Annotated in this window: 17 protein-coding genes, 3 tRNA genes and 3 rRNA genes; 18 read left to right on the plus strand and 5 right to left on the minus strand. The window is 43.6% G+C overall.

Annotated features, from left to right (window positions below; translation table 11 throughout):
- Positions 1-3: 3 nt before the first annotated feature.
- From gyrA to LRM48_RS00700, 3 genes are all read left to right on the plus strand, one after another.
- Positions 4-2,502, plus strand: coding sequence for a DNA gyrase subunit A (gene gyrA / locus LRM48_RS00690; protein WP_243812044.1), 2,499 nt, complete (start codon positions 4-6; stop codon positions 2,500-2,502).
- 2 nt (positions 2,503-2,504) lie between these two features.
- Positions 2,505-2,936: a divergent PAP2 family protein gene (locus LRM48_RS00695; protein WP_243812043.1), complete on the plus strand. Its 432-nt coding sequence runs from the start codon at positions 2,505-2,507 to the stop codon at positions 2,934-2,936.
- A 213-nt stretch (positions 2,937-3,149) separates the two neighbouring features.
- A 16S ribosomal RNA gene (locus LRM48_RS00700) occupies positions 3,150-4,676 on the plus strand.
- A 293-nt stretch (positions 4,677-4,969) separates the two neighbouring features.
- On the opposite strand, the gene LRM48_RS00705 is transcribed toward LRM48_RS00700, so the two are convergent.
- Positions 4,970-5,209, minus strand: coding sequence for a hypothetical protein (locus tag LRM48_RS00705; protein ID WP_146422321.1), 240 nt, complete (start codon positions 5,207-5,209; stop codon positions 4,970-4,972).
- A 66-nt stretch (positions 5,210-5,275) separates the two neighbouring features.
- Between LRM48_RS00705 and LRM48_RS00710 the strand changes: the two genes are divergently transcribed.
- The 9 genes from LRM48_RS00710 to LRM48_RS00750 all read left to right on the plus strand — a co-directional run bounded on the left by LRM48_RS00710 (position 5,276) and on the right by LRM48_RS00750 (position 12,814).
- A tRNA-Ala gene (locus tag LRM48_RS00710) sits at positions 5,276-5,352 on the plus strand.
- A 49-nt stretch (positions 5,353-5,401) separates the two neighbouring features.
- Positions 5,402-5,478: transfer RNA gene (locus LRM48_RS00715), tRNA-Ile, on the plus strand.
- Between the two features lie 13 nt (positions 5,479-5,491).
- Positions 5,492-5,568, plus strand: a tRNA-Val gene (locus tag LRM48_RS00720).
- A gap of 92 nt (positions 5,569-5,660) precedes the next feature.
- Positions 5,661-6,800: a dihydroorotate dehydrogenase (quinone) gene (gene pyrD, locus LRM48_RS00725; protein WP_243812042.1), complete on the plus strand. Its 1,140-nt coding sequence runs from the start codon at positions 5,661-5,663 to the stop codon at positions 6,798-6,800.
- A 270-nt stretch (positions 6,801-7,070) separates the two neighbouring features.
- Positions 7,071-10,457: ribosomal RNA gene (locus LRM48_RS00730) — 23S ribosomal RNA — on the plus strand.
- Positions 10,458-10,638: 181 nt separating this feature from the next.
- Positions 10,639-10,747, plus strand: a 5S ribosomal RNA gene (rrf, locus tag LRM48_RS00735).
- 118 nt (positions 10,748-10,865) lie between these two features.
- Positions 10,866-11,564 carry a DUF3152 domain-containing protein gene (locus LRM48_RS00740; protein ID WP_243812041.1) on the plus strand — a complete coding sequence of 233 codons (699 nt, stop codon included), beginning with the start codon at positions 10,866-10,868 and terminating at the stop codon, positions 11,562-11,564.
- A complete protein-coding gene (locus LRM48_RS00745; protein WP_129744536.1) occupies positions 11,561-12,277 on the plus strand; it encodes a hypothetical protein in 717 nt (238 codons plus the stop codon). Before LRM48_RS00740 ends, LRM48_RS00745 begins: the two co-directional genes overlap by 4 nt.
- Positions 12,278-12,604: 327 nt before the next feature.
- Positions 12,605-12,814 carry a general stress protein gene (locus LRM48_RS00750; RefSeq protein WP_129637339.1) on the plus strand — a complete coding sequence of 70 codons (210 nt, stop codon included), beginning with the start codon at positions 12,605-12,607 and terminating at the stop codon, positions 12,812-12,814.
- A gap of 41 nt (positions 12,815-12,855) precedes the next feature.
- On the opposite strand, the gene LRM48_RS00755 is transcribed toward LRM48_RS00750, so the two are convergent.
- Positions 12,856-13,326, minus strand: a complete 471-nt coding sequence (locus LRM48_RS00755) for a DpnI domain-containing protein (protein ID WP_243812040.1) — start codon at positions 13,324-13,326, stop codon at positions 12,856-12,858.
- Entirely contained in the window at positions 13,292-14,104 is an 813-nt protein-coding gene (locus LRM48_RS00760) for an ROK family protein (RefSeq protein ID WP_243812039.1), read from the minus strand. The genes LRM48_RS00755 and LRM48_RS00760 overlap by 35 nt, the downstream gene beginning before the upstream one ends.
- A 76-nt stretch (positions 14,105-14,180) precedes the next feature.
- Between LRM48_RS00760 and LRM48_RS00765 the strand changes: the two genes are divergently transcribed.
- From LRM48_RS00765 to LRM48_RS00790, 6 genes are all read left to right on the plus strand, one after another.
- Complete coding sequence (locus tag LRM48_RS00765; protein ID WP_243812038.1) at positions 14,181-14,648, plus strand: hypothetical protein; 468 nt, start codon at positions 14,181-14,183, stop codon at positions 14,646-14,648.
- Positions 14,649-14,759: 111 nt separating this feature from the next.
- Entirely contained in the window at positions 14,760-15,836 is a 1,077-nt protein-coding gene (locus tag LRM48_RS00770) for a 30S ribosomal protein S1 (protein WP_129635204.1), read from the plus strand.
- A 49-nt stretch (positions 15,837-15,885) separates the two neighbouring features.
- Positions 15,886-17,655, plus strand: coding sequence for a translation initiation factor IF-2 (infB, locus tag LRM48_RS00775; RefSeq protein ID WP_243812037.1), 1,770 nt, complete (start codon positions 15,886-15,888; stop codon positions 17,653-17,655).
- A 104-nt stretch (positions 17,656-17,759) separates the two neighbouring features.
- Positions 17,760-19,589 (plus strand): hypothetical protein, encoded by a 1,830-nt coding sequence (locus tag LRM48_RS00780; RefSeq protein ID WP_243812036.1) that lies wholly within the window; start codon positions 17,760-17,762, stop codon positions 19,587-19,589.
- A gap of 31 nt (positions 19,590-19,620) precedes the next feature.
- Entirely contained in the window at positions 19,621-19,935 is a 315-nt protein-coding gene (locus tag LRM48_RS00785; protein WP_243812035.1) for a DUF5663 domain-containing protein, read from the plus strand.
- Positions 19,936-19,997: 62 nt separating this feature from the next.
- Positions 19,998-20,426: a DUF5663 domain-containing protein gene (locus LRM48_RS00790; protein WP_243812034.1), complete on the plus strand. Its 429-nt coding sequence runs from the start codon at positions 19,998-20,000 to the stop codon at positions 20,424-20,426.
- Between the two features lie 43 nt (positions 20,427-20,469).
- Here LRM48_RS00790 and fmt read toward each other — a convergent pair whose 3' ends face one another.
- Positions 20,470-21,354, minus strand: coding sequence for a methionyl-tRNA formyltransferase (gene fmt, locus LRM48_RS00795; protein ID WP_243812033.1), 885 nt, complete (start codon positions 21,352-21,354; stop codon positions 20,470-20,472).
- The gene (gene def, locus LRM48_RS00800) at positions 21,314-21,889 is read right to left on the minus strand and encodes a peptide deformylase (RefSeq protein ID WP_243812032.1); all 576 of its coding nucleotides are present in this window, start codon (positions 21,887-21,889) and stop codon (positions 21,314-21,316) included. The genes fmt and def overlap by 41 nt, the downstream gene beginning before the upstream one ends.
- Positions 21,890-21,907 lie beyond the last annotated feature (18 nt).

The following is a 21,907-nucleotide window of genomic DNA, read 5'->3' on the forward strand; positions in this document are numbered from 1 at the left end:
GATATGGCGGACAACGACAATAAAAATATAGTAGAACCAGAAATTCTGAACGAAGAGCCAGAAGTTCGCGGTATTGAAAAGTCGACAGTTGAGCGTGTTATGGAAGACTCCTTCCTCAAATACTCCATGTCGGTTATTATTGACCGTGCTTTGCCGGACGTTCGTGACGGGCTGAAGCCTGTTAATCGTCGTATTTTGTATGCGATGAATAAGAATGGTTGGCGTGCTCCTCATGCTACAGTGAAGTCAGCAAAGATCGTTGGTGAAGTTATGGGTAACTATCACCCGCACGGTGACTCATCAATTTATGATGCCATGGTGAACTTGGCTCAACCTTGGAAGATGCGCTATACGCTGGTCGAAGGTCAGGGTAACTTCGGTTCTATGGACGGTGACGAGCCAGCAGCTTCTCGTTATACTGAGGCGCGAATGGATAAAATTGGCGGCGAGTTGCTGTCTGACATCGACAAAGAAACAGTTGATTTTCGTGATAACTTCGATGGAACAGAGAAAGAGCCAGTGGTTTTGCCGTCGGCCGTTCCAAATATTCTATTGAACGGTCAGATGGGTATTGCTGTTGGTATGGCAACGAATATTCCGCCGCACAACCTTGGTGAGGTGGTTGATGCTACAGTTGCTCAAATAGATAATCCTGAAATTACATTAGATGAACTGTTGACACACATTAAGGGTCCTGATTTTCCGACAGGTGCGGAAGTTTATGGTGGTGCGCCAATGCGTCAAGCATATGAAACTGGGCGTGGCTCAGTTACGATTCGTGCGGTTGCGTCGATTGAAGAGCGTAAAAATGGTCGTTACAGTATTATAATCACCGAAGTTCCATACGGTATGAGCAAAGAGGGCTTTGTTGATAAGGTTCGAGAACTTGTCCTTGCTAAAAAAATAACGCACATTGCCGATGCGCGAGATGAAAGTGCTCGCGGTAAGGTCCGAGTTGTCGTTGAACTGAAAAAAGATGCTTATCCAAAGAAGATTCTTAATCAATTGTATAAATTGACCGGACTACAGACATCATTCCATTATAATGTCCTGGCTTTGGTCAATGGTATTCAGCCTAAGGTCATGGGCTTGAAAGAGATCTTGGCGGAGTTTATTAAGCATCGTCAAGGTGTTATTCGACGTAGGACTGAGTTTGAACTTCGCAAAGCCAAGGAGCGAGCTCATATATTGGAAGGTCTGAAAATTGCACTTGATCATATTGACGAGGTGATTAAGACAATTCGCGAGAGTTATGACGATGCCGACAAGCGTTTGATGGAGCGATTTGGTCTGTCGGAAATTCAAGCGGCCGCAATTTTGGCGATGCAGCTACGACGATTGCAGGGATTGGAGCGCGACAAGATTGAAGAAGAATTGAAGCAACTCCACGAACTGATCAAGAAATTGGAGGCAATTCTGGCTGACGAGAACGAGATTTTGCGTGTCGTTAAGGAAGAGTTGCTCGCCATGAAAGAAAAGTATGGCGATGATAGGCGCAGTAAGATTATCAATCACGAACTAGGAAAGTTCTCTGACGAGGAATTGATTCCAGAGGAAGAGTCGGTAATTCTGCTTACAAGCGAAAATTACATCAAGCGAACTCTTGTGAGTGATTATCGTAGGCAAAATCGTGGTGGTAAGGGTAAGCGCGGAATGACAACCAAGGAGGAAGATGTCATTGATCAAGTTGTCCAGGCAAGCTCGCACGATTATCTACTATTCTTCACCAATATGGGTAGGATTTTCCGACTGAAGGCTTATGAGGTGCCCGCTGCTAGCCTAAGCGCGAAAGGTGTTGCGGCCGTTAACTTATTGCAACTTCAGCCAGAAGAGAAGATAACAGCGATTATCAAGCATGAAAAGAACGCCAACGAAGACGGCTATCTGTTCATGGCGACAAAGAAGGGTACAGTTAAGAAGACTCCTGTGAAAGATTATGCCAATGTTCGTACGAATGGATTGATTGCTATTAAATTGGATGAAGGTGATGAGCTTCGCTGGATAAAGAGGACGACTGGAGAAAATGATGTGATTATATCTACGTCTGCAGGACAAGCTATTCGCTTTAATGAGAAAGATACGCGCCCAATGGGTAGATCAGCTCGTGGTGTCCGCGGCGTCAGATTGCGTCCAAACGACTCCGTTGTTGGTATGGATATCGTTACGGGCGACGACCAAACCTTGCTGGTGGTTAGTGAAAAAGGTTTCGGCAAACGTACAAAGGTATCGAATTTTCCAAGTCATAAACGTGGCGGAGTCGGCATAAAAGCCGCAGTTGTAACTGCAAAAACTGGTCCGATTATCTCTGTGCAAACTATTGATCCAGAAATAACAGAGGCGTTATTGGTTTCTCAGAATGGTCAAACTATCCGCCTGGGCTTGAGCGATATTAAGCTGCTCGGAAGGACAACTCAGGGCGTGACGATTATGCGCCTGTCTGATGGTGATGCTGTTTCGTCAATCGGTTTGATGGCGGATCGTCCGCAGGATGAGGGTAATTAATAGTGAAAGTCTTGGTAGTCCCAGTAATTGCATGGGCGATATCCCAAGGGTTGAAGCAAGTGTTTCATCTCATGGGACGAAATCGTCGAGTATTTAGTGGTGATACGAATCCAAAAATACTTCTATCCGGAGGTATGCCAAGCGCTCATAGCGCGATTGTTGTGTCGCTGGCGGTATTTCTGGGGCTACAAGACGGCTGGGATAGTTCTGTATTTGGACTAGCTACTTGGCTGGCTATTATAGTGATGTATGATGCTATGATGGTTCGCTATTCGTCTGGAATGCAGGGTGAAACGCTTAATAAGTTAATTTCAGAGCAGGGTAGTAAATTGAAAAAACTTCGCGTTGCTCATGGTCACACCCCTGTAGAAGTGGCTGCTGGAGCAGCTATTGGTGCGGTTGTGGCTGCCGTTGTATTTTTCGCAACAAAATAATTGTAAAAATCTATTGACCTAGGCAATTATATACTGTAAGATTAGTAACAAGTCTGGTTGCTGGAGTGCGAGTTAAGCAACGATTTACAATCTGTAAAGTGAGGTAAATCATACTTCAGTCTGACTTAAGATGAACTTTAACAATTTGATTGTGCAATATCATCGTCAGTTTATATTTTTGTAGAGCCTTAATACTTTGATACAAAGTAGATTTTAACGGAGAGTTTGATCCTGGCTCAGGATGAATGCTGGCGGCGTGCCTAACACATGCAAGTCGAGCGGCAGCGAGTTTTACACTGAATTCTGGAAGCTTCTGGGTAATATAGAAGATTTATTCAAGAATTTTGTGTAAAATGTCGGCGAGCGGCGGACGGCTGAGTAACGCGTAGGAATTTGCCCCAAAGTGAGGAATAACTGCCCGAAAGGGTAGCTAATGCCGCATATGGTCTTCGGATTAAAGCCTTCGGGCGCTTTGGGAGAAGCCTGCGTTGGATTAGGTAGTTGGTAGGGTAATGGCCTACCAAGCCGACGATCCATAGCTGGTCTGAGAGGATGATCAGCCAGACTGGAACTGAGACACGGTCCAGACTCCTACGGGAGGCAGCAGTGAGGAATCTTCCACAATGGGCGAAAGCCTGATGGAGCAACGCCGCGTGAAGGATGAAGGCCTTCGGGTTGTAAACTTCTTTTATGAGTGAAGAATATGACGGTAACTCATGAATAAGCACCGGCTAACTACGTGCCAGCAGCCGCGGTCATACGTAGGGTGCAAGCATTATCCGGAGTGACTGGGCGTAAAGAGTTGCGTAGGCGGTTTAATAAGTGAATAGTGAAACCTGGTGGCTCAACCATACAGACTATTATTCAAACTGTTAAACTCGAGAATGGTAGAGGTAACTGGAATTTCTAGTGTAGGAGTGAAATCCGTAGATATTAGAAGGAACACCGATGGCGTAGGCAGGTTACTGGGCCATTTCTGACGCTAAGGCACGAAAGCGTGGGGAGCGAACCGGATTAGATACCCGGGTAGTCCACGCCGTAAACGATGGATACTAGCTGTTGGAGGTATCGACCCCTTCAGTAGCGAAGCTAACGCGTTAAGTATCCCGCCTGTGGAGTACGGCCGCAAGGCTAAAACATAAAGGAATTGACGGGGACCCGCACAAGCGGTGGATTATGTTCTTTAATTCGATGATAACCGAAGAACCTTACCAGGGCTTGACATCCAGGGAAGGTCTGCGAAAGTAGACTGTGCCTTTTGGAACCCTGTGACAGGTGATGCATGGCCGTCGTCAGCTCGTGTCGTGAGATGTTAGGTTAAGTCCTTCAACGAGCGCAACCCTTGTGAATAGTTGTATTTTTCTATTCAGACTGCCCCGGTAACGGGGAGGAAGGAGGGGATGATGTCAGGTCAGTATTTCCCTTACGTCCTGGGCTAGAAACGTAATACAATGGCTAGTACAATGCGCAGCGAAGCCGCGAGGTGAAGCAAATCGCATCAAAGCTAGTCCCAGTTCGGATTGTAGGCTGAAACTCGCCTGCATGAAGTCGGAATCGCTAGTAATCGCAAATCAGCAAGTTGCGGTGAATACGTTCCCGGGTCTTGTACACACCGCCCGTCAAACCATGAAAGTGACCAACACCCGAAGTCCGATTCGTCGGCCTAAGGTGGGGGGCATGATTGGGGTTAAGTCGTAACAAGGTATCCGTACCGGAAGGTGCGGATGGATTACCTCCTTTCTAGGGAGTAGCGATGCCAATCTGTCGAGCAATCACAGATTGAGCTAGGTCGGTCTCGTAAATGTGTCGAGCTTACATATTTACAATAGTCCTCTCGAGGACGAGACAAAAGTTCAACCTTTCTCTACGATAAGCCGATTGATGAATTGCACAATCAAGTTGTTAAACAAAAAAGTCCCTCTATGAGGGGCTTTTTATATGGCATATTTAATCAAATCTAATATTTTGGTAGAACTGTGATTATAAAAAATAGCCAATAATTTTTGGCTATTTATGTTTTTTGCTGACGCTTATTATAGTCCGCCGCCAAAAAGGGAGTTTAGTAGCCAGTTTAATGGGATAGTGTGTAGGCTGAGCATAATAGCGAATCCTACTCCACATGTAACAAGTCCCCAAAATTTGAAACGGTCATAGCTACTTACACCACTTCCCAGATTGTCGGCTAATTTTTGATGAAAAACGACGACGATTCCACCAGCAATTAAGACTAAAATCCCAAAAAATAATGAGCCAAAACTAAATTGATATAACATATTATTAATTATACACTTGTCAGAATTAAAAAGATACTGTACAATTAAAAAGTCTTGGCAATTTATGGGGACATAGCTCAGTTGGCTAGAGCACCTGCTTTGCAAGCAGGGGGTCCAGGGTTCGAGTCCCTGTGTCTCCACCATATGGGGTGAAGTGGGCTTACGTCCACGACACTCCACCAAGACGAATGAGGGCGATTAGCTCAGCTGGTTAGAGCGCGTCACTGATAATGACGAGGTCGGAGGTTCAAGTCCCTCATCGCCCACCATATTTTTTAATATGGGCGCTTAGCTCAGTTGGCTAGAGCATCTCGTTTACACCGAGAGGGTCGGGGGTTCGAGTCCCTCAGCGCCCACCAATCATAGATAGTCAGGATTATCGCCGAGTAGGCGATTTTTTATTTACAAGCAACCTTGCTTAATAAATCATAGATAGTTATACTCTTAGAATATGTATAAGCATATTATTAAGCCGATATTATTTTTGTTAACACCAGACTTTACTCATAAGTTAACTATTTTTTGCGGTCGTTTGGCGCAAGCATTCCCTCCTGTTAGGTGGGCTATTCGTAAATTATGGAGCTTCCAGGACAAGTCGCTACAGCAGGAAATTGATGGAGTTGTATTTAATAACCCAATAGGCTTGTCAGCGGGATTTGATAAAAATGTACAATTGTCACCTTTAATGGAAGATGTTGGATTTGGCTTTGCTTCTGGCGGATCTGTAACTATGGAGCCGAGAAGGGGGAATCTGCGACCATGGTTTCATCGATTACCGAACACCAAATCTGTAGTTGTGTATGCTGGTATGCCGAATTATGGATTAGAGAAGATTAGTGACTATATTGAACTAAATAGATCTAAAGTTAAATCAATGCCGACTGTTGTGTCTGTGGCTGTTATTGCTGATAAATCCACGAAAGACGAATTTGGGCCAGTCGTTCCGGAGGAATATATAATTCGGGATGTAAAAAAAGCGGTTAGTTATATCGTAGAAAACAGTCTGGCTAATGTCGTAGAAATCAATATCTCTTGTCCGAATGCTGGCAAGGAGCCGTTTATCTATGCTGGTACGCTGGAGTCTTTATTAAGCGAATTAGATTCTGTAGAGAGAAATGTTCCTTTCTGGGTTAAAATGCCACATTTGTATGATTTGAAGCAATTCGACTCGCTATTAAAGGTTATTGTTGAGCATAATATTCAGGGTGTAACGGTCGCTAATTTAATAAAGGATCGTGAGAAGGTAGATCTTAAAGATCCTTTGACTGATGATGTTAGAGGAGGACTAAGTGGTGAACCTACTCGCGCACATAGCTTAGAATTGATTAAGCATACATATAAAAACTATGGAGATAAACTAACTATTATTGGTGTTGGCGGAGTTTTTTCGGCCGAAGATGCATACGCTAAGATTAAAGCGGGCGCTAGTCTAGTTGGGCTTATCACTGGGCTGTTTTTTGAAGGTCCGCAGCTAATTGGGCGAATGAATCGCGAGTTGTCTCAGCTGCTAAAAAATGACGATTTTTCTAGTATTTCTGAGGCGATTGGCGCTGATTTTAATAAAAAGCAAAAAAAGTCGAAAAAACTTTGAAAAAACCCTTGCAAAAGAATCTCAGCTGCTGTATAGTTAATTACTAGTTAAGCGAATGTTCAAACGAACCTCTGGCAATACACTGCAAAACGTGCGAGGGCAGTGGAAAAACATCTGAGTGTAGATAGATTTGTCAATTTATTGACTTGTCGGTTGTGCACTCAAATGTGTGAGGCACTGATCATTAACAATTTGAGAGTAAAAGAAATTGAGTTTTTAATTGACGGTAGTAGTAATTGCAAAGTAGCAACTACTAGTTAAGTCAATGCATAAAAAGGTACTCAAGGGCGCTAAATGGATGCCTAGGCGTGTATTACCGACGAAGGACGTGGAAGACTGCGATAAGCTTCGGGAAGCTGTCAACAAGCTTTGATCCGGAGATTTCCGAATGGGGAAACCCAGCATGAGTCATGTCATGTTGCCACTTGCTGAACACATAGGCAAGTGAGCGGGAACCATCTGAACTGAAACATCTTAGTAGGATGAGGAAGAGAAAGTAAATAACGATTGCGAAAGTAGTGGCGAGCGAAATCGCAACAGCCCAAACCTTTTAAGTTTTTGCCTATTAATTTAGGCAAATAAGTTGATAGACGAATACTTATAAGGGGTTGTGATATTACATATGACCAAGTCAGAGAATTTGATTCATTCAAATAATCTGATTTGCGATAACTGGCTATCAACAGTTAGTAAGGTAAGAAATCGGCGTGGTTAGTAGAATAGTTTGAATGACTAGCCAAAGAACGTGAAAGCCGTGTATATGAAAACGACGCTGACCTTATGTATGTTTTATCGAGTAGGACGGGGCACGAGAAACCCTGTTTGAATCTGGCTGGACCACCAGCCAAGGCTAAATATAATATACGACCGATAGTGAACTAGTACAGTGATGGAAAGGTGAAAAGAACCCCGGGAGGGGAGTGAAATAGATCCTGAAATTTAGTGCCTACAAGGAGTCGGAGCCGGCTTGTCCGGTGACGGCGTGCTTTTTGTAGAACGATCCAGCGAGTTAATTTTTACAGCGAGGTTAAGTCAATTGACGGAGCCACAGTGAAAGCGAGCCTGAATAGGGCGATCAAGTTGTAAGGATTAGACCCGAAACCGGGTGACCTAACCATGAGCAGGTTGAAGCCACTGTAACAGGTGGTGGAGGACCGAACCAGGATACGCAGCAAAGTGTTTGGATGACTTGTGGTTAGCGGTGAAATGCCAATCGAACTCGGAGATAGCTGGTTCTCCTCGAAATAGCTTTAGGGCTAGCGTCGTGTTAGTAGCACATGGGGGTAGAGCTCTGTAAAGGACTGGGGCGGGCAACTGTACCCACCCTTAACAAACTACGAATACCATGTGTGTAATCACGGCAGTTAGAACATCGGTGCTAAGATCGGTGCTCAAAAGGGAAACAGCCCAGACCATCATCTAAGGTCCCTAAATTAACGTTCAGTGGGAAACAAGGTGAGATTTCTTAAACAGCTAGGATGTTGGCTTAGAAGCAGCCATTCATTTAAAGAGTGCGTAACAGCTCACTAGTCAAGAGATCTTGCGTGGAAAATGTAACGGGGCTAAAACGTTATACCGAAGATATGGATTACACGCTAAGTACAAAGTTAAAGTTGTGTTACAATCAATTTATGGAAAATGAGATTTACGTAGGTAGCGTTTATAAACACTATAAAGGCAATAAGTATGTTGTTGTAAGTATAGCTGTTCATACTGAGACGCTTGAAGAGCTTGTAATTTATCGAGCCATTTATGGCGACGGAGAGTTATGGGCTAGACCTAAGAAAATGTTTTTAGATAATATTGAAAAAGACGGAAAGATCATTCCAAGGTTTAAATTGATTAAGAAACTTTGATTTTGTTCTTAGTGTGTAGTGGTAGAGGAGCGTTCCTATCAGCAGTGAAGTCGAATCGGAAGGTTCGGTGGAGCGGTAGGAAGTGAGAATGCTGGAATGAGTAACCATAAGAGAGGTGAGAATCCTCTCGGCCGTAAGAGCAAGGTTTCCTGAGCCATGGTAATCATCTCAGGGTTAGTCGGGCCTAAGCCGAGGCGCAGAGCGTAGGCGATGGACATCAGGTTAATATTCCTGAACCGGTTAAGTTTTGTACACTGTTCACGGGGAAGTAATCGAAGCGGATTCATGGTTTATCCGTCCAACCGAGCGGGAACGCAAAGGGAGTGAAAGTGATTCTTCGGAGTCGCGATTTTGGTGAAAGCCCTGGCTAGAAAAGCAGGTGTACGCGTGGACTTAGCCGCCCGTACCGCAAACCAACACAGGTGCTCGAGTCGAGTAGACTCAGGCTTACGAGCGAACCTTCGCTAAGGAACTCGGCAATACAGCGACCGTAACTTCGGGATAAGGTCTGCCCCCACTTCGGTGGATATCAGCCGCGTTCACTCAGTGAATATTAGGTTAAAGAGTACATTTTTAATCACAAAACGAATTTTCTGAGATAGAGCAAACGAATTGTTCTTTTGAACGCGAACCTCTGGCATCTAACGATGTGGGGGCCGCAGCAAAAGAGCCCACGGAACTGTTTATCAAAAACACAGGTCTCTGCTAACACGAAAGTGGATGTATAGGGGCTGACTCCTGCCCAATGCTGGAAGGTTAAGGGGAGCGCTTCACGGTGCGAACTGAAGCCCTAGTCAATGGCGGCGGTAACTATAACCGTCCTAAGGTAGCGAAATTCCTTGTCAGGTAAGTTCTGACCCGCACGAATGGAGTAATCATGTGGGCACTGTCTCAGCGAAGGACTCGGTGAAAGTGCATTGGCGGTAAAGATGCCGTCTGTCCGTACCAGGACGAAAAGACCCCATGGAGCTTTACTACAGCTTTACATTGAATATGGTTTCAACATGTGTAGCATAGGTGGGAGACTTTGAAGCAGATACGCCAGTATTTGTGGAGTCACCAAGTGAAATACCACCCTTGTTGTGATTGTGTTCTCACGCTGACCGTTATCCGGTTAGCGGACCGTGTATGGTGGGTAGTTTAACTGGGGCGGTTGCCTCCTAAAGAGTAGCGGAGGCGTTCAAAGGTTGGCTAACTTCGGATGGAAATCGAAGTGATAGTGTATGCGCATAAGCCAGCTTGACTGTGAGGAGTACATTCCAATCAGAGACGAAAGTCGGAGCAAGTGATCCGCTGTACGTACATTTGTACATGAATGTGGGATCGACAGCGCAAACGGATAAAAGTTACCCTGGGGATAACAGGCTTATAGCGCCCAATAGTTCACATAGACGGCGCTGTTTGGCACCTCGATGTCGGCTCATCACATCCTGGAGGGGGAGCACCTTCCAAGGGTTCGGCTGTTCGCCGATTAAAGTGGTACGCGAGCTGGGTTCAGAACGTCGTGAGACAGTTCGGTTTATATCCGGTATGGACGATAGGAAACTTGAGAGGATCTACCCCTAGTACGAGAGGACCGGGGCGGACGCACCTCTGGTGTATCGATTGTGGCCACCTGCTGCATTGTCGAGTAGCTATGTGCGGACTAGATAAGCGCTGAAAGCATATTAAGCGCGAAACTAACCTCAAGATAAGGTTTCCCTATGAGGACACAGAAAGACTATCTGTTTGATAGGCGCAAGGTGGAAGTACAGTAATGTATGGAGCTAAAGCGTACTAATAGTCCCATTGCCTTTTTATGTCCTTGTCCGTGGAGTTTATGCTTGCATAAACATTGCGGATAAGGTAGACTTAACTAGTAATTGGTGCTTTTCAAAAGTACCAGTCAATTAAAAATCAATTCCGTGCTGATGTTGGACATCGAAGAAAGGGGTTTGGCCCACCGTGGAGTATATACGGAACCAAGCGTCGTAACCCCCTCCTTCGGTGCCCATAGCGAGGAGGAAACACCTGTTCTCATTCCGAACACAGAAGTTAAGCTCCCCAGCGGCGATTATACTGCGAAAGTGGGAAACTAGCACGGTGCCGAATTATAAGAAAGCCATCCTAATAGGGTGGCTTTCTTCTTTATTTTAAAACGTTTGTGGTATGTTTTGGCGGGTGATAGAATATAAGTATGTGTATAGTGTGCAGGGTGGCTACTGGTGGTATGGCAATTGCTGTTGCTTTAACTCCAACGATTAGCATAACAGCACCCAATGAGACTAAGGGTGATGCGAAGAGGGCGATTAGTGCTAAAATTTTCTCTGAAATAAAATCTCCGTCGTCGCTATCCAGCTTTAAGGTGTCAGATATCCAGACTCCAGATTGGCACTCCACATATCAATCGTCAAAAAAATCAAATTCTGGAGTGAAAAAAGAAGTCACATACACAATATCAACAAAGGGGAATGTCCGATCAAATTTGTCTGAATTCTCGAAACAGGTAAACGAAACCTTAAACGACAATCGAGGCTGGGCGCGTATGGGAATTGTTTTTAAAGAGGTAAAAGAGGGTGGAAACTTCAATTTAGTTCTGTCGCAAGCCGAATTAATGTCGTCGTTCTCGTCAGGTTGTGACGCGGATTGGAGTTGTCGAGTCGGGTCTTCTGTTATTATCAATGATAATCGATGGTCTGGCGCGACTACAGCGTGGAATAAAGCGGGTGGCGACATTCGTAATTATCGACATATGGTAATCAATCATGAAGTTGGGCACTGGCTGGGGCATGGGCATTTGAATTGTTCTGGGGTTAATAATCCAGCGGTGGTTATGCAGCAGCAATCAATTGACTTGCAAGGTTGTACCTTTAATCCTTGGCCGCTTGATAGTGAATTGTGGTCAACTACGCTAGGGATAGAACTATGAAATTGATAAAAAATTATCGCACACTTAAATTGGCCATTGCCATGAGTTTTATAACGCTGATAATGATATTGGCGTATGGATTCATGAGTTGGAAATCTTGGGAAAACGTTCAAAGCGTAACAAAAAACACTAACGAAGTGGAAAGCTCGCTGTTTGTTAACTTGCAAAAAGACAAATTATCTGCTGAAAAATTGAACGAATATTTGGTTGATTTAAAAAATAAACGCCAAAGCTGCGATGTGGTATTTTTTATATCTTGGCAGAGGGACATTAATGCTAGATTTAAAAAGTATTCGGAAGAATGTAATAAATCAGTAGAGAAGATGAACCGAACTATACAGAGTATAGAGAAGATTGTTGGCTTTATGGAGTTTGATAAGGAGTTGAGCGGTGAAATACGTACAGTGTCAGATAACCTATCGAAGACCAGGCAAAATGACTTTATTGCTATAGAGAAAATATGGACTGGCGTAAAGAAGAGGTTGGAATCCAGAGAAGACGAGGTTGACTTACGTAAGCTAGCGATGAAGAGGATAGACGCTATTTTATTGGCTGTGCGTGATTTGAAGTCGGCTAACGAAAAGAAAGACAGCGACCAGTTTGCTATAGCTAGGGATAAATTTACTGTGGCTATTAACGCTTGGATTGGTTTACAAAATGAGTTGACACAAGAATCTCAGCTTAGGATAGATAATCTATTAAGAGAGTTTTAGAATAAATCTGCAATAAAAAATATCCCTCTATGTGATGGGATATTTTTCTTCTCGAATCTCGCAGAAAACGAGAATTTTTTGTGGTGGAACTCATGATTTCTAAAGCTCCAACAGGTGCCGTCAGTAACTGACTTTATTAGTATAGCTAACGTGTCAGTAAAATGCAATATTTTATTCACAATAAAAACTACTTATGTAAATATTGACAAAGTATTAGTAATATGCTAGCATATAAACATAACACATATCATGTGTGATATATAAAGGTGAGGGTTTCCATTTAAATTTATGTGGAAATCTTTTTTAAAAACGGAGGAAAACCTTCCTATGGCAGGAACAAAGGCTGGCGGCTTAAAGGCTGCTCAAAAAAATCTAGCTCGCGATCCAGATTTTTACGCAAAAATCGGACGTAAGGGCGGTAAAAACGGTCGAACTGGTGGCTTTGCTGCAAATCCAGCTTTGGCTCGTATCGCTGGTGCTAAGGGCGGACGCATTTCACGCCGTACTAAGAAGACAGTACAAAAAATTGCAGAATAAGACCGCTCCAATCTCTTAAAATTAGCCTCCGTATAAGAGGCTTATTTTATTTGATATCTTTTAAGCTGGCAGGATTTTGCTTGATTTACACGCCACTCTGAGTGGCAATTAATGCATCTGTAAGATGAGGCAGTCGCCTGTAGTCCAACTGCGCCACACTGAGGGCAAAGACTACGTTTATGTAGCCAGTCCCTGTAACTATCCAAATAATCTTGAATATTATCGTCGTCCATACTGAGAGTTAAGCCGTATTTTGGAGCCAAAGTATTAACGGCGTACTCCCAGGCGGATCTCTCCATTTCGATTAGCTGAATGTCGTGTTGATAATTTTTATGACCAAGTTTAGCATGGGCGATTTCGTGTAAAAGTTGCACTAAGTCTTCTTGTGAATCTAATTTTTCGTAATAGACTGTTTGTGAATTGGGGTTCCAGGAAAATACTTCACCCTCCTTGAGCTGCAGTTCTGGGAAATCGTGTTTAATTTGAGGCAAGCTGACTGATAGCATTGTCATAACATCCGTATAATACAATTTCTTCTGGGTTAGGGGCGCTGATTATTTTTGGTACTGATATGGCGGCGGGTAAGTTTTCTGCCAGAAGCCCGCTTAAAATATCTGAAAAATAGGATGTGAATACTCCCACGCTCCCGCCAATAACAACGACATCTGGTTGCGTAAAGGCAATGAGCGGTTGCAATCCAGCTTTTATCCTATTGGCGACCTCTTCCCAGACTTCCAGGGGTGTGTCTGATGATAATTCGCCAAAAATTCTCTGTAAAACTCTACCCGCAGCAATCTCTTCCCAGGTGGTAATCTTGCCATTGTAATTCAAAGACATATGTCCGCCTTCGCAGTCGCTAAGTTCTTTATGTAGATTTCCATCCAGGATCAGGGAAGTGCCAACGCCGGTCCCCAGGGTGATGTATAGACCGCATCTGGGAGTTTTGGGCAATCTGAGCATACTTGCCAGTCCTGCCATATTGGCGTCATTTGCAATGAATATTGGTATATTAGGAAAATATCGGGAAAGTAGCTCGCGGATAGGTTGATTTTTCCAGCCGAGGTTTTGGCACCACACTGCCACGCCGTCTTTGACTACTCCTGGCAGAGCCACAGAGATTGCGTCAATTGGCTTATCATTCGTAATCAGGTGAATTTGATCGGCAACGCGTTGAATGTATTGGTCTACGTTTTTAGGGGTGGGGAATTTAATGATATGCTTAGGATTTTTTTCCTCGTCAAAGCTGGCTACTAATGTTTTGGTCCCACCTGTGTCAACCGTAATAATCATATTCTTATTATATCACCAGCTTTACTTATAAGAGGTTATTATGATATAATAAAGAAAATTTGAGTGGAGATGTAATATGAAGCGAGTAAATCAGACTGGATCAATTGGAGTTTTTGTAATAGTAGGTGCTATTTTAGTGGCTATATCTTTGGCTGTTCTTTACGGAATTAGGCAGAATAATTTGTCGCAAGATGGGTCTCCAATTTCTAGCGATTTGGTAGCATCAGAAAGTGGTAATAAGAATTCACAAAACAACACATCTCAGCAATCTGCAGATCAAAAAACGAATAGTCAGTCGGGCGGAAGAGGTGAGGCGCGAACCGACGTGAAGACTGAAGAGTCGAAAAAGACAACTCCTACACCTGAATCTTCTCACCCTCAGCAGTCACCATCATCTACAACGCCAGCTCCATCTACTCCTTCCAAGCAATCTGATAAAGGATTGCCAAAAACTGGACCAGAAGATGTGGCTATTTCTGCAGTGGCTTTTGGTATTTTGACGTTTTTGACGGTAGCTTATCAACGATCTCGCTATCTGATCTAGCTTTGACTTCTATCTATCTATTGTGATATAATTGTGATAATCTGTGGGGATATTTTTATTATGTCCCTGAAGAATAATATCAATTTTAAGGAAGGGGTCTTTAGAAGACTTATGGCAGATGCCAAAATTACAATGGATGACTTGCTGGCTCAAGCAGGTGATAGTGTTAAACAACTTACTGTCGGTGAAACAGTTGACGGTACTGTTTTGTCAGTAAAGAAGCACGAAATTTTAATCGATTTAGGACCTTTGGGCGTTGGCTTGGTTCCACGCCGCGAAGTTAGCCTTTCAAAGAACTACAATGTTGGCGATTCAGTAATTGCTAGCGTAATTGATACCGAATTGGAAGATGGCTATTCGCTACTTTCATTGCGCAAGGCTGCGAAAGATCGTGGTTGGGATGAAGTTATGGCTAAATTGGAATCTGGTGAAATCATCACCGTTGTGCCATACGACGCTAACCGCGGTGGACTACTAGTTGAATACGAAGGTATTCGCGGATTCTTGCCAGTATCGCAATTGTCGGCTGAACACTATCCTCGTGTAGGTTCTAGCGACAAGGACGAAATCTTGCAACGATTGAATAGCTTAGTAAAGAAAGATATCAAGGCGCGAATCTTGGATGCTGACCGAAAAGCTAACAAATTGATCTTCTCTGAAAAAGAGGCGGTTAAAGAAGGCTTGGCAGAGCGATTCCAGAAGTTGGCAATTGGTGACACGGTTACGGGTGTTGTTACGGGTGTTGTCGACTTTGGCGTGTTCGTTAATGTTGAAGGCATTGAAGGTTTGATTCACATCTCAGAAATTAGCTGGGAGCGTGTTAATAATCCATCTGACTATGTGAAAGTTGGTCAAACTATCGAAGCTAAGATTATTGCAATTGACAAAGAACGCTTGAGCTTGAGTATGAAGCAATTGACCAAAGATCCATGGTTGGATGAAGTTGAGCAATTTAAGCCTGGTGAAAAAGTTGAGGGAACTGTAACTCGAATTACTCCATTTGGTGCATTCGTACAGTTGAGTCCAGCGGTTGAAGCTTTGGTCCACGTGTCAGAGCTTGGCGGTGACGGTACTGATCCTGAAAAAGTATTTACATTGAACGAGCGTAAAGAATTTACGGTTTTGGATATCGATAAGGAAAATCGTAAGATTTCTCTTTCACTCGGCAAATCATCAAAGAAAAAATAATACAAATCCCCTGAAGCGTAGTTACGCCCAGAGGTGAGAGGAGCTTATTATGGCAGAAAAAATCGTCAATATTGCGGATTCGGTAACGGTTGGCGAGTTGGCCGAAACTCTGGGATTGTCAGTAACTACGCTGATTGGTGAATTGTTTAAGAACGGAATTGCTGCGACAATTAATCAGCGACTAGATTTTGAGACTGCGCAGATTATTGTTGAAGAATTGGGGCTGGATGTGCAACTGAAGCGAAAGACGGTTTCTGCGGAAATTCATCATCATGCGCACAAATTGTCAGATAAGGCAGTTCCTCGTCCGCCAATTGTAGCTGTGATGGGGCATGTTGACCATGGTAAAACGAGTTTACTAGACGCAATTCTTGATAAGAAAACAGCGGCCAGTGAAGCCGGAGGAATTACTCAGCATATTAGCGCTTATCAAGCTCAACGTAACGGACGGACTATCACTTTATTGGACACTCCAGGTCATGAGGCTTTTGCGGCGCTAAGGCAGCACGGAGCTACACTGACCGATGTGGTGATTATCGTGGTGGCAGCAGATGATGGAGTTAAGCCTCAGACTGTTGAAGCTATTCGATTTGCCAGGTCAGCTAACGCTAAAATTGTGGTGGCAATTAATAAGATTGATAAAGAAGCAGCCAATCCGCAACTGGTAAAGACTCAATTGGCATCTGAGCATGGCTTGAATCCTGAAGAATGGGGTGGCGACACTGTGATGGTTGAGGTTAGCGCAAAAACTGGTCAGAACTTAGATAAGCTTTTGGATATGGTTTTATTGGTGGCGGATATGGAAGATTTGCGTGCAGATGAAGATGTTCCGGCTGAAGGTTTGGTTATTGAGGCACACATGGAAACTGGTCGTGGCGCCGTAGTTGGCTTGTTAGTGGAGAACGGTCATTTGAGGCCTGGTCATTATCTGGTTGCTGGGACGGCTTACGGGCGAGTTCGAACGCTTCAAGATTTCCGTGGTAAAACCGTTAAAGATGCCGGTCCGAGTATGCCAGTGAATATGACCGGATTTAAGGAATTGCCACAATTCGGTGATGGATTTGAGATTGCGAAGAGCGAAAAAGAGGCTCGCAATTTGGCGCAAAAGGCTAAAATTGAACAAGAGAAAATGGCAGCCACAACCAATGTTACTGGCGCAGATATTCTTAAGATGATGAACCGAAAGCTTGATGCGGAAGAATTTAACGTAATCGTTAAGGCTGATGTTCAGGGTTCGGTAACGTCTGTGGTTGATAGTTTGAAGCTGATTGACACGAATGGCGAAGTTGAGCTTCATGTTGTCGGAACTGGCGTTGGCAATATTTCCGAGAACGATATTCATTTGGCGGTCGGTGAAAATACGGTGATTTATGGCTTTAATGTCGATTTGCCACCAGCGGTTAAGCGATTAGCGGCGCGTGAACATGTGGAAGTGCGAATTTTTAAGGTAATTTATGAACTATTGGATGACGCTAAGGCTTCAATGGAGGCTTTGCTAGCGCCAGAAATCGTTGAAACTGAAATTGGTGAGCTGGAAATTAAGGGTGTATTTAGGACGATGCGCGAAGAAGTGATTGCCGGCGGTGAAGTGAAGCGCGGTAAAATCGCTAAGGACTTGCTGGCGCGCGTAAAACGTGGCGGAGAGCAAATTGCCGAGGTTGAGGTTTCTTCCGTACAACGTCAGCAACAAGAGGCAAAAGAGGTCTTTGAGGGTGAAATGTGCGGGCTGAGTCTTAGGACAAAGAAAAAAATTACCTTAGAAATTGGCGACAAGCTGGAGTTCTTTACTAGGGAATTAGTGAAGAAAACTCTGGGGTAGACTGTTCTAAGTATTGACTTTTTTGTGTATTTATGATAGTATCTTAGATATACATAAGTTTATTGCCATTCTGCATGCAGAAGGCGAAAGGAAACCACCACAAAATGAGCAAAACACCCGAAGGACGTCCAGACGTCGAAAACAATTCCGAGAAGCCGCCTTCTGTGCTTAGAAGATTGGGTCGGGTTGCAGCTAAAGCTGCAGGAGCAGTAAAAAGGACTTGGAGGACAATGATTGGCAGGGACTCTGATGAATATGCTGTTAATGATAGCTTGGCGCCAGAAGTTTCTGAGCCGTCTAAACCTACACTTGATGATATAGCTAGAAATAAGCAGAAGGATAAGGCGAGGGACGCAGCCGCCACTGAAGACACTTTAGAAGGGGAGACTTCTAGTGTAGATGAACCGGAAGTCGAAGGTAAAAATACTAGTACCCCAGAAAAGCCAGTAGACGTATCTGAAAATGAATCTAAATATTATTCTCTAGACGATTTGATATACGGAGATGTTCCTAAGAGTAAGGCTGATAAAATACTAAAAAATGCGTATGGGACTGCACATGAGCCGAAAACTCTAGATGAATTGATAGATAATCCAAATATATCTAAAGAGGAAGCTGATGAAATATTGGATAGAGTATATGGATCGTCTTCTGAAAAAAACGATCGAAAAGATGACGTCAACTCAGCTAAAAGTGGTCAAGAGTCTGGCGCTGCTGAGTTAAGCAAAGATGAGCAGGTAAAAGATTCAAATTCTAACACTGGAGAGGCTCCAGTAAAAGAGATAAGTCCAGAAGAACACGAAGTCGCTACTAATCTTAAAGTCGCCAGGATAAGATATGTTAAGGCTGGCGTCAAGTATGAAACGCATTTCTTTAAGGAGAACTTTGGTGGTGAGGAGCGTCGTAAAAAACTCGATGCTGCTGCTGAGGAGCTGAAGAGGTGTGAGCTTGAATATATGCGCTTCCAATTCTCTGAAAAGATTGAGGCAGTAAAACAAGGATCAGAAGAAGATCAGGCTAAATTAGCTGAAGAGATAGCTCATGCTGTGTTTGAGGACATGCAGAGGGTGTCGAGAGAGATAAGGGAAGCATACAGTGAAAAACTAGACAGCCAATCTCCAGTCAGAAAGGTACTTTCTAAGCTAGGTAAATGGATTAATAAGGGCGGAAAGATTTCTCAGACTGTAAAGCAGGGCGGTGCTGGTCTTGTAGGCGGTGCTATAGTAGGGTCTGTTGCTACATGGCCTATTACGACGGCAGTGGGTCTTGCTGCAGGCGTAGGTGTCGCTAACTTGGCAAAACTGGGCGCGTTGGAAGATCGCCGCGATAAAGACATCTTGTCTGAAATTCCTATTGAGCGTCTAGGAAAGCTGTTTAGGGCTGACGTAAAGGGTATGGACGTTGGTGACGTCATTGATCACACAGTGAGTGGGTCAATTGGCGAGCTTCACAATGCAAGTGTAGAAAGGCAAGATGATTTGCGTAAGCGAATGAGTTGGGCAATGGGTAGGTTTAGCGTCGGCTTTGCTCTGGGCGGTTATGCTGGTAAATTTGTTGGCGACTGGGCTAACTCTGCACACGCTACTGGGGATAGTGCGTCGCAATCTGGCGGTAAAGAGCTTAAGGCCCATCTTCTTGAAAAAGCAAATAATACTAAACCCGGGTCTGCTAACCCTGTAGGCAACTATACCCCTGGACTCGACAGTTTATACGGGTATGATCCAAGTAAGCACGAATTTCTGTGGCAATGGGCAGAGAGCGTTTATGGTGAGGGTAATGGCACGAGCGGTATAATGCATACAGTAGATGTGCTTAGAGATAATGGCTATACAGTAGACATAATTAACAATCCCAACGGTTCGTTCTCTGTTGTAGTAGATGGAGTTAGTGATACGAAGGGGCTAGTAAAAATATTTAGTCAATTCGTTAATTAAATTAAAATAAAATAAACAAGGAGATAAAAAAATGTTTGAAATTACTGACGAATTCTTAGCACAGGCTGGTTTTGGATCATTGCCTGCGGATAAAAAGGAACAGATGAGGGAAGACGTCGCTAACAGTGTCCAGGATAAGATTACAAGGAAGATTTTACTGGCTGTTGGCGAAGCGAAGCTGGATGAGTTTATGGAATTACTGGATGGTGACGATGTTTCTGTGGTATTGAACTGGTGTGCAAATAATGGCGTTAATTTAACGGAAATTGTTCAAACCTCGATGAATGAGACTATGGTTGAGCTACAAAAATTATACAATGACGCGCTGAATATGATGCGTGGATAGTAATATTAAACAGTTACTGGTATAATTTAACTTAATTATATAGACGAAAGAAAAGGAGGACTATGTTCCAACTAAATGAAGAATTTCTTAAAGAATTGGGGCTGGGCCAGTTGCCGGAAGATCAGCAAAAATCGTTGTTACAGCATATTTATAGCGAATTGGAGCTTCGAGTTGGCGAACGATTAAGTCAGGGAATGAGCGATGCTCAGTTGGAGGAGTTTGCAGGAATTATCGATAAAACTCCTGGTTCTGTGGATGATTTTCTAGCGAAACATGCGCCTAATTATCAGCAGGAACCAATGTTGCAGAAAATGTCACAAGCTTCAGGTCTGCCAGTTGATGATCCGCGTCTGAAGGATGAATTTGCAGCTACTAAGTGGCTAGAGGTCAATCGACCAGATTATCGTGACGTTGTGGCTGCAGTGATGGCTGACTTGAAAAAGGAAATTATAGCGAATAAAGATGCTATTTTAGGCTCAGTCCAAGCGTAATTTTATGTGGACAATAAAATAACCCCTTATGTGGGGTTATTTTTTATTTGTAGCCTCTTAGGTAATCTTCAGCGGTCATTGTTTTTCCGCTGGGCGCAATGAGCTCGTCGATAATTAAATAGTTGCCGTCGGCGAATTTTTTATCAAGATGAGAATTCGGAGTTTTGTCGCAATGAGATTTCGTGATGATGATATCTCGATCGTCAATTGTCATTCGGCTACGCGGAAACCCTAGGTGTGCGCGAACGTGAGCTTCGGCTTCGGCGGCGGTCATACGTTCCGTATCGAGCCATGAATTGTCCTTGTTTAATAATTGACAGTATGAAGCCTGAGAGTTGCCCTGTGGTGTTGGTTGAAGACTCCCATTGATGATGTTTGGCAGGTTTTTTATTAGCAGAAAAGTGCCCTCATGGAATAGTTTGTCGTATAATTCGAACTTTGTTTCTTTTCCAGTGAGGGTTTGCCGAGTTTGGGTGTATATGGGGCCGGCATCCATTTTACTATCAAGTTGCATTATTGATATGCCAGTTTCGGTATCTCTATTGGCTATAGCTGATTCAATGGGTGAAGGTCCTCGATATTTTGGTAGTAGAGAAGGGTGGACATTGATAATTACCGGTGTAAATAAGTCGATAATTGACTGGGGAATGATTTTTCCGTATGCAACCAAAACGCCTGTTACTGGCTGAAGTTGTTTTATGTAGTCGGTAATTTCACTGACTTTGCTTGGCTGCAAAACTGGAATATTGTGAGATTTAGCGAATGTTTTTACTGGAGGTTCAGTAAGTTTGTGTCCACGACCGCGCTTGGTGTCGGGTTTGGTAATAACGCAAACAACGTTAAATCCCTCTTCAACGAGAGCTTCTAAGGTGATTAGGCTGTAATTTTCAGTCCCAAAGAATACTATTTTCGGCGATGTCTTTGTCATAATCTAGCGGTTGCAACTCGCCTTTCTCGTCGAGCGTATAAAAAGCATCTTTTTTATCCTTAATATGGTCTATAAAAACTAATCCATTACAGTGGTCTATCTCGTGCTGCAATACGCGCGCCAAAAATCCTTCGGCTTTAATTCGCACTTCTTCGCCATCTAAATTCATGGCTTTTACGCGAATTTTACTGTAGCGAGGAACTTTTCCGTAAATGCTTTTAACGCTTAAGCATCCCTCAAAGTCTTCAACAACTTCGCCTTCATATTTCACGATTTCTGGATTGATAAGAGTGATGAAATCGCGAGTTGATTTTCTTTCAAAGTCGGCTCGAACAATCACAACACGCTCTAATTTATCGACTTGCACAGCAGCCAGGGCAGCACTAATTTCATGAGGCCTGGAATCCTCCCAATCTAGTGCAGCTGCGGTCATTTCGTCTGCCAGTTTTACAACGTCATTAGTAATTACGTGGATTTTCGATGATTTTTGGCGAAGATGTGGATTTGGTAATGTGATAATATCGTCTTTTGTCATTGCTATAATTATACCAGA

The sequence above is a fragment of the Candidatus Nanosynbacter sp. TM7-008 genome, from assembly GCF_022828245.2.
GTDB lineage: Bacteria > Patescibacteriota > Saccharimonadia > Saccharimonadales > Saccharimonadaceae > Nanosynbacter.